Origin of the sequence: Chthoniobacter sp. (assembly GCF_040003245.1) — a bacterium.
Lineage (GTDB): Bacteria > Verrucomicrobiota > Verrucomicrobiia > Chthoniobacterales > Chthoniobacteraceae > Chthoniobacter.
In genome coordinates this window covers 1-8,819 of sequence record NZ_JBDUCX010000268.1, presented here as the reverse complement: position 1 = coordinate 8,819, position 8,819 = coordinate 1, and the positions used below count along the sequence as shown (strand labels likewise).

The window sequence follows — 8,819 nt, the reverse complement described above, 5'->3', positions numbered from 1 at the left end:
ACACCCACCACGGCGTGCGCATCCAGGACGCCGCGCTCGTCGCCGCGGCCACGCTTTCGCACCGCTACATCAGCGACCGCTTTTTGCCCGACAAAGCCGTCGACCTCATGGACGAAGCGGCGTCGCGCCTCAAGATCGAGCTCGATTCCATGCCCACGGAGATCGACGTCATCGAGCGCGAGATCATGCAGGCCGAAATGGAGCGGCAGGCGCTGAAGAAGGAGAAAGATGCCGCCAGCAAAGAGCGCGTCGCCAAGCTGGAAAGGGAACTCGCCGAGATGCGCGAAAAGTCCGCCACGCTCAAGGCCCAGTGGCAGAGCGAAAAGAAGGTCATCGACGAGCAACGCAAGCTCAACGAACAGCTCGAACAATTGAAGATCGACCTCGAACGCGCGCAGCGCAGCGGCGATCTCACCGAGGCCAGCGAGATCCAGTACGGCCATATCCCCGCGGCCCAGCACGAGATCGAAGAGCACAATGCCAAGCTCACCGAGATGCAGCGCGATGGCCGGCAGATCTTGAAGGAGGAAGTCACCGACGACGACATCGCCGAGGTCGTCAGCGCGTGGACGGGCATCCCCGTGACCAATCTCCGCGAGAGCGAACGCGAGAAACTCATCCGCATGGAAGACCGCCTCGGCGCACGGGTCATCGGCCAGAAGCCGGCCATCACCGCCGTGTCGAATGCCGTGCGGCGCGCCCGCGCGGGCTTGCAGGACGAGAATCGCCCCATCGGTTCCTTCATTTTCCTCGGCCCCACCGGCGTCGGCAAAACCGAGCTCAGCCGCGCGCTCGCCGAATTCCTCTTCGATGACGAGGGGGCCATGGTGCGCATCGACATGAGCGAATACATGGAGAAGCACAGCGTCGCCCGCCTCATCGGCGCGCCGCCCGGCTATGTCGGCTTCGAGGAAGGCGGCCAGCTTTCGGAAGCCGTGCGCCGCAAGCCCTACAGCGTCGTCCTCTTCGACGAGATCGAAAAGGCGCACCACGACGTCTTCAACGTGCTCCTGCAAGTGCTCGACGACGGCCGCATCACCGATGGCCAGGGCCGCACCGTCGATTTCAAGAACACCGTCATCATCATGACGAGCAACCTCGGCTCACAGTACATCCTCGACGCGACCGACAACGTCGAGCAGCGCGAAGCCCGCGTGATGGAAAGCCTGCGCGGCCACTTCCGCCCCGAGTTCCTCAATCGCGTCGACGAAGTCATCATCTTCGACCGCCTCAGCGACGAAGACCTCGCGAAAATTGTCGAGATCCAGACCGCGCGCCTCGTCAAGCGCCTCGCCGCGCAGAAGATCACCCTGCATCTCACCGACGCCGCCAAACACCACCTCGCCCATGAAGGTTACGATCCCGTGTATGGCGCCCGCCCGCTCAAGCGCGCTATCCAGCGCAGCCTGCTCGACCCACTCAGCATGGAGATCCTCGCCGGCAAATTCCGCGAAGGCGACGTCATCACCGCCGACGTGAGAGACGGGAAGATCGTGTTCACGAAGTGAGCGCGCCGCACGTGCCAAAGCCCCATCGCAATGAGTCAGAAACTTACGGGACGGGACACGAGGACATCCCTCAGGGATGTTTGGCGGGGATGGCGAGGACTTGCCCGACCGCGAGTTTCTTCTCATCCACGATGTGATTGGCCGTCTTGAGCGCGGCCACGGTCACGCCGTTCTGACTGGCGATACCACCGAGCGTCTCCCCCTTGGCCACGGTATGCGTGGTATGAAAGCCACCGACCACCGACTCAGGCTTGGGCTTGCTGTGGGTTACGGGCTTGGCCGTGGGTGTCGCCGTTTCCGGTGCAGGGGAACGGCCCGGCTGATAGTGGGCGAGCGCCGGGTCCATCTGCACGATCTTCGCCTCGAGCTTGCGATCGGCCTCTTCGTAGGCCGCTTTCACCTTCGGATCACGCAACGCGACCTTGCGCATCTGCTGGTATTCCTGATCGAGGTTGGTGCCAGTAGCGGCGTGGAGCGCGGGGGAAACGAGCAAGGCGGCAGTGAGGGCGAGAAGCGACAATTTTGGGGACATCTTCATCGCATAACGAATCGGCGTGCTGCACCGCAAGCTCGGCTTGATCCTCAGTTCACGGCCGCTCGGCAAAGGGATGCAATTGCGGCACCGACTGCCACACCTTCTGCGCGACCCCCGACGGCGCTTCTCCGCCGACTTCGATCCGCACCACACCCGGCTCCTCCCGGGGATCGGGCGGCTCCGCGGCTTCCAGTTGGGAAGCGAGCAGTGACGCTGGGAAGAAATGGGTCTGCGCCTTTTCGCGCTGCAATAGGCGCTCCTTCAAAATGTCCGGCCGCACATCCAGCCAGGCAATTGCCACCTGCCCGCCCACCATCCGCGCTTCGTTCACATAAGTGCGGAACCGGTCCCGTGTCCGGCGCCGCAGACACGAGCAGGCGATGGTCACGCTCTCCCCTCGCCGACGCCAGGCGACCATCCCGCCGATGATGCGCTCCGCCCAGTTCTGGCGGTAAGCATCCGAGAGCGGTATCCCATTCTTCATGCTCTCCACCGCTTCGCGGCTGTGGTAATCGTCGGCATCGATGAGCGGCAGGCTCAGCTCCTTGGCGATCTCCTCGGCCACGACGCTCTTTCCCGAGCCGCTGGGGCCGGCGACGATCAGGGCATACCAGCGGTCTCTTACGAGCACATCCGACATGGGTGTCTCCTTTCGGTAGGGGCAACAGGGAAAAGCGAGGGGTGGAAACGCATGGCGGTCAGCACACTGCAAATGTTTGCGTGGCTCTGCCAAGCATTCAGTTGCCGCTTGCCCCTCCTTATAGGAACCCCGCCCGTTCCTTCTCAGACCGGCGCAACAGGAACGAAAAAGTGACGGAAACGCGCACTTTTTTCTTGACTTTTCAGAGGCAATAGCCTACACTGCCCGACGCTTGATGGTGGAGCAGAAGAAAGGGCAACGCGGCAGGAAGGGCGGCTTGGGAGCGGAGAATTCAGATGACGATGCGATATCATACCCACACCTGTTGGTCTGCAGTTGGCCGCGGGGATCACCGGCGGCGGCTTCCTCCTATTTTCCCTCAAGCCGACTTAAGCCAAATCAAGGTAAATCAAGCCTGCTATATTTCGCAACCAGCCTTGATACGCCGCTCACCCGGAAGGGGGCCTCGTTAGTGAACCACAGAGTAATTCGAGCGGAGCGAACCGCAGATGGTGCCGTGGCCGGAGGTGGGCGGCACAAAAGCCAGGCGAAGCCTGCCCGTCAGGGGGGCGATGGCGATCGCCAGCAATCCAGTCCAATCGTGCCTAATCGTGCCACCAATTTTTACGGCCGCGTCAGCTCGCCGGGAATGCCCGCAGTCTGTGACCGGCTCCGCTCTTGCCGTCGACCAGTCGTCTTATCTCCGGATCACGATAAGCGACTGCGCAGGGCAGCCCACGTGATACGCCGCTTGCTCCGTGCCCAATTTAAGGATGATCGTCCGATCGTCGTGCGCGCCGGCCAGCGGCACAACGGAAATGAGGGCGGATGGCTGTCCCGCAGGAATCGTGACACTCGTCGGCAACGCCTGAAAGTCCTCACCACTCGCGGCCTCACCGCTGAGGGTATAATCGACGTGCAACGGCGCCGCGGTGCTGCCCGTGCGGGTCACCCGCCATTCACCGGCCTGCCCCGCCTGCGCGCGGGCGCGGGAGACCGTTGCGGAGACGTAAACGAGTGGAGTAGCACCGCCGGTAGGATCGGTGTTGTTGAAGTAATGCTCGATATGGGCGTAACCGCCCGAGAGCTTCGCGCTGTCCGTCGAGTCGCCGGAATTGAGGCCGAACTGCTTTTCCCAATAGTCGGGGATGCCGTCGTGGTCGGTGTCGGTAAGCGCCGGGAGCGAACGGTAGTCCGGCCAGCGTTCGTTGGGCGGCAGATCGGTTTCCTTTTGGATGATGCGGCCCGTGCCTTCGCGCACCCCGTGGACGATGCGCAGGTCGGTGGCGTCCCGCGCCGGCAGCGTGGCTCCCGCCTCGGCGAGCACCGTCTCGTAAGCATCCTGGGCGCTTTGGACATGAGGAGGAAGCACGGCGAAAGGCGCCTCCGCTACCATCACTGCCTTTTGCGAGGGGGTGAGTTTCTTGAGCTTGGGCGCATAATCCACGGCCTGTCGGTTGTCGTTGGTGGAGGTCTCGGAGCCGCGAATCACATTGCCGCTGGCGTAGGTGCGCGCTTCGGGGTCGCCGTGAAACCCGAAGGCGACCGAGCGAATGTCCGCCGGCGTGTCGAGGCCGGGCTGGTAGTAGTTACTGAGCCAGTTCAAATGGATGCGTTCGCTGCCGGTGTGCGTGGCATATTCCGACCAATTGGCCACGACGCTATTGAAGAGCGTCAGCACCGCAGGCACGTCTGCGCCCCCGGTCATGCGTGGATTGCGCAGGCGGTTGTTGGCGTAGAGCATGTGGTGCATCGTGGACCGCCCATCCGGCGCCTCGCTCCCCCAAAGCGAACCTTCGGAATGGTTCGGCGGAGTCTGCTTGGAGTTGGTATAGTCGAGCCCTTCCGCGGCGATGCAATAAGCGACGGTCGTGCGATCGGAGTGCGTAACGGTGAGGTTCTCGTCCGTCGCCCACGAGGTCGAGCAGTGGTCGATCATAATATTGGTGAGGCTCTCGAAAGCGTGCATGAATTTGCCCCGTTCCGCTTTCTTCGCTTTGCGCTTCTCGAAGGCCTCGGTCGTCTGCCCGCCCGCCTCCGTCGCCACGCCCTTGGTCGTCGGCTTTACCTCGAGCGCATCACCCGTGTCCGTGTCGCGCACGAAGCCCCGCCGCGAGCGCAGGTAGCGGACGATCACGTTGCTGGCGGAAATCTCCAGCGCGCCGCCCTTGAGGCAGATGCCCTCCCCCGGCGCAGTCTGCCCCGCGATGGTGATGTTCGGCTGGGCGATCGAAAGTCTGCCGCCCTTCTCCTTGCCGTCTTTGCCCCCGGTGAGATCGATGATTCCCGAAACCTCGAAAACGACAATGCGATTGGGCTGGCTGACGGCATCGGCCAGGCTGCCCGGTCCGTCCGTGTGAAGATTGGTCACGCGATAAACGCTGCCCCCTCGGCCGCCCGTGGTGAATTCACCTCCGCCCTCCGCGCCGGGAAAGGCCGGCACCGATTCCGCCAACAGCGGAACGGCCAGAGCCGGCAGCAGGATCGAGAGGATGGAAACCGCGAGCGTGGCTTGGGGGGAAGAGCGCATCATCGGGTAACAGCGCGAGAAGTTCCGATTCGGACTTTTATCGGCGCCGCGACCCACGTCTCCGCGTCAATCCTTGATGGAAAGCGACACCAGCTCGAGCACCCGCCACAGCGAGTTGGGGGGATTTCCTTCGAAGAATCCGGTGTTCGGGAGCGGCTGCCAGTTGTCGCGGTCATGGCTCTGCTCGGGTTGCGGCAGGCCGGTGAGCGAGGGGTCGTACTGGTTGTCCTTCCCGCCGAGCTTGTAGATCACGAGATCGAGCGAAGGCACGACGAAGATGCAGAAGCCGCCGGCGCCGGACTTGAAGAACGCGTCGCGCGGCGCGCCGAGCACGTGGCCATCCGAGTTCTGCTCGAATTGCAGGCTGAACGGCGCGTGCGGATCGTAAGGCGACATCTGATGGCACAGCTCGATGTAATCCGACGGTACGAGCTGCTGGTCCTTCCATTTGCCCTTGTGCAGCAGGCAATAGCCAAAGCGTATCGCGTCGGTGGCGTGCAGCGCGGTGCTGCCGGCGCCATTAGCATGCGGCATCAGGAAATCGCCGCGATGCAGGCAATAGCCCCACGGCCCCCAGCCCATTGGCTTGGCCAGGCGTTCGTTGATATAATCCTGCAACTCCATGCCGGTGACATGCCGGAGCACGATGGAAGCAATGTGCGGCGAGGGCGACGAATACGAATAACCCGCGCCCGGGTCCGTCCACAGCGGCACGCGCAGCGAAGACATATCGAGATCGTGAATGTCCTGGCCCTTCACCGGCTTGAGTTGCGTTACCTTGCCCATCACATAGCCGGTCGGCGTCTGCCCTTCGCCCCAGTAACCCGCGCTCATGCTCAGAAGCTGGCCGAGCTTGATGTCCGCCTTGCGTGGATCGTCCAGCGGCAGCGCCTCGGGCAGGTATTTCTCCGTGAAGACCTTCGTATCGAGGCCTTGTGGAATCTTGTCGTGAAACTCATGGAGCATGATCCCGCAGGCAATACTCGTGAAGGCCTTGCCGGTGGACGCCATGTCGGGATTGGCATTGCGGCTCGCGCGCCCAAAGTACTTCTCGTAGACCAGATAGCCGTGCCGCACCACGAGCAAGCCGCCATTCCCGGTGCTGCGCTCCGTGACTGTGTAAGCCGCATCGAGCACGGACAAATCCATCCCGGCCTTCTCGCGAATTTCCTGCGCGGTCTTCAGCGTGCGCCACCCGCCATCACTATCCGGCGGCGGAAAGTAATCGGCGGCGAAGCTCGATGCGCACAGGCCCGTCGCCAAGGCGAGACCACTGAAAACTGGGGAAAACAAGAATTTCATTACCCCAGTCTGGCGACGATATCACGCAAAGGAAATAGCGATTTGAATCTCTCGCCCCTACTCCCGGTCCTGCACCCACCGAATCGCAAAGTGCAGCAGTTCCGCGGCGTTGTTGAAATTCATCTTCTCCTTGATGCGGGCGCGATAGGTATCGATCGTCGCCACGCCGAGCTCGAGCTTGGTCGCGATCTCCCGCGTCGTCCGCCCCCGCCCGATCAATTCGAGCACTTCCAATTCCCGGTCCGTCAGCCGATCCACGGAATGCGGCGCGCTCTTCACCCCGCTCGAAATACTGCGCAGAAATTCCGACGCCATCTTGTCGGACACATACACATCGCCGGCCAGCACGCGCCGCACGGCGGTGAGGACTTCCGCTGGCTGCTGGTGCTTCGTGATGTAGCCATTGGCCCCCGAGCGCAAGACCCGCTCCGCGTAGAGCGATTCCTCGTGCATCGAGAGGACGAGAATGGGCAGCGTCGGCGCATGCAGCTTGATGCTCTTGATGAGATCCAGCCCGCTGGAGTTCTTGAGCGTGATATCCACGATCACCAAATCCGGCGCCTCCAGCCGGATCGTTTCCATCGCTTGTTTCGCGTCCTCCGCTTCGCCACAAACCTCCATGTCCGGTTCGTGATTGAAAATCTGCGCCAGCCGCTCGCGGACCAGCGGGTGATCGTCGACAATCATGACACGCTTCTTCGTCATAGCTCGAAGCTGTTGCGCTGCAGTTCGTGGGGATTCATCTTATTGATCGTGCACGTTACTACTGTCCCCGTCGGGCTGTTCGGTTCAATGTCCAAATGCCCGCCTTCCATGTGCGCCCGGTAACGCATGGTATTGAGACCCATTCCCCCCTTCTCCACCTTGCCCGGGTCGAAGCCGATTCCATCGTCGCTCACCCGCAGGGAAAGTTCGAAGCCGGTGGATTCCAAGGCAATGATCACTGATCTGGCGTGTCCATGTTTCACCGCATTGCTGACCGCCTCCTGCGCGATGCGGAAGAGATGAATCGCGCGGGTATTATCCGGAATGGAGACCGATTTGGGATAAATCAGGAAGCAGGAGACACCCATCAATTTCGAAGTCCGCAACGCCAGGCTTTCCAGCGCCGAGGCCAGGCCGTCTTCATCGGAATCCACCGGGGACAGGCCGCGCGCCAGGTCGCGTGCCGTCACCAACGCATCTTGCAACAAGTCCGCGATCTCCCCCGCCGTCGCCGCCTTCGCCGGCGCTTCCTTTTCCAAATCCTGCTTCAAAAGTCCGGCGGTGTAAGCGATGGCCACCAGGTACTGGCACACGCCATCGTGCAAGTCATGCCCGATACGCACCTGCTCCCGTTCGCTGACGCTGATAATCTCTTGCTCCATCAACCGCAGACGCTCGGAAAGTTCCAACTGGGCCCGGCTGAAATCGCGCTGCCTCTTCGACGCCAGGCCGGCGACCACCACGAGGAGAAAGAAGATCAGCCGGACGACTGCCTGCCAGAGCCGCAGCCATTCCTGCGAGTAGATGTGTCCCGTGGCCATATCCACGCAGTACCAGACGATGGCGCTCAGCACTGCCGTGAGCACGGCGCCCTTGCGGCCACTCCACCAGACCATGAGCAGGATCGGGATGGAGTAGAATGGAAAGAACTCCACCTCATAATCCGTGAGATAATCGAGGACGCCGATCAGTCCGACAAGGAAGATCGCGTCGAAGGACATCCAGACCGGTGATCTCTGCCGAAAGAAGGCCGCGGCGCTCCGGAAAAACCTGGCACTGCCGTCTTCTGGAATCGAAATCGCGGTAGGCGGGACAGGGCTGGGCACGCTCGGGAACTTGAAAGCAATCCACTGGGCTGGTCAACGGCAGAGATGTAGCGCCCGCCGTTACATTCCTGTGCGATGTGCGATGACATTGAATCGTCCAACTCCGCTCTGGAACTGTTGCTTTCTATCAGGCCCCTCGCCGTCCCGATCCGCTTCGACTCGGCAGTCCGCGCCGTCTTTTCTCTGTCGCATGGAATTCTTCACTTGATCGGCACATTCAATGCTAACGGACGCCGCGACTCGAAAACCAAGATCGCGTCAGTGTCTCGTCGCAGGCACCACCAGCCAACCAACCACCACCACCACCCGTTTCGTCCAGATGATTCATCTATCTCGAAAAATGCTTACCGCGAGCGCAGCACTCCTGCTCTCGCTTGCCGCCACTAGTAACCAATTGTGTGCGCAGGATGCGCCACCTGCCGCCCCAGCTCCCGCAGCAGCCGCTCCCGCACCTGCCGCAGCTCCTGCGGAGGCCGCCAAGGAGGCCGCTCCC

Annotated in this window: 7 protein-coding genes; 1 reads left to right on the top strand and 6 read right to left on the bottom strand. The window is 62.1% G+C overall.

The window, feature by feature from the left end; all coding sequences use genetic code 11:
• The coding region (locus ABJF10_RS26320) for an AAA family ATPase (RefSeq protein WP_348547602.1) at positions 1 to 1,508 on the top strand (1,508 nt) is incomplete at its 5' end.
• Between the two features lie 70 nt (positions 1,509 to 1,578).
• Here the strand turns inward: ABJF10_RS26320 and ABJF10_RS26315 are convergent.
• The 6 genes from ABJF10_RS26315 to ABJF10_RS26290 all read right to left on the bottom strand — a co-directional run bounded on the left by ABJF10_RS26315 (position 1,579) and on the right by ABJF10_RS26290 (position 8,221).
• Positions 1,579 to 2,040: a LysM peptidoglycan-binding domain-containing protein gene (locus tag ABJF10_RS26315; protein WP_348547601.1), complete on the bottom strand. Its 462-nt coding sequence runs from the start codon at positions 2,038 to 2,040 to the stop codon at positions 1,579 to 1,581.
• Between the two features lie 55 nt (positions 2,041 to 2,095).
• Entirely contained in the window at positions 2,096 to 2,683 is a 588-nt protein-coding gene (locus tag ABJF10_RS26310) for a gluconokinase, GntK/IdnK-type (RefSeq protein WP_348547600.1), read from the bottom strand.
• 697 nt (positions 2,684 to 3,380) lie between these two features.
• Positions 3,381 to 5,216: a hypothetical protein gene (locus ABJF10_RS26305; RefSeq protein WP_348547599.1), complete on the bottom strand. Its 1,836-nt coding sequence runs from the start codon at positions 5,214 to 5,216 to the stop codon at positions 3,381 to 3,383.
• Positions 5,217 to 5,279: 63 nt separating this feature from the next.
• On the bottom strand, positions 5,280 to 6,515 hold the full coding sequence (locus tag ABJF10_RS26300) for a serine hydrolase (protein ID WP_348547598.1): 1,236 nt from the start codon (positions 6,513 to 6,515) through the stop codon (positions 5,280 to 5,282).
• 57 nt (positions 6,516 to 6,572) lie between these two features.
• Positions 6,573 to 7,220 (bottom strand): response regulator transcription factor, encoded by a 648-nt coding sequence (locus ABJF10_RS26295; protein ID WP_348547597.1) that lies wholly within the window; start codon positions 7,218 to 7,220, stop codon positions 6,573 to 6,575.
• Entirely contained in the window at positions 7,217 to 8,221 is a 1,005-nt protein-coding gene (locus ABJF10_RS26290) for a sensor histidine kinase (protein ID WP_348547596.1), read from the bottom strand. Before ABJF10_RS26290 ends, ABJF10_RS26295 begins: the two co-directional genes overlap by 4 nt.
• Positions 8,222 to 8,819 lie beyond the last annotated feature (598 nt).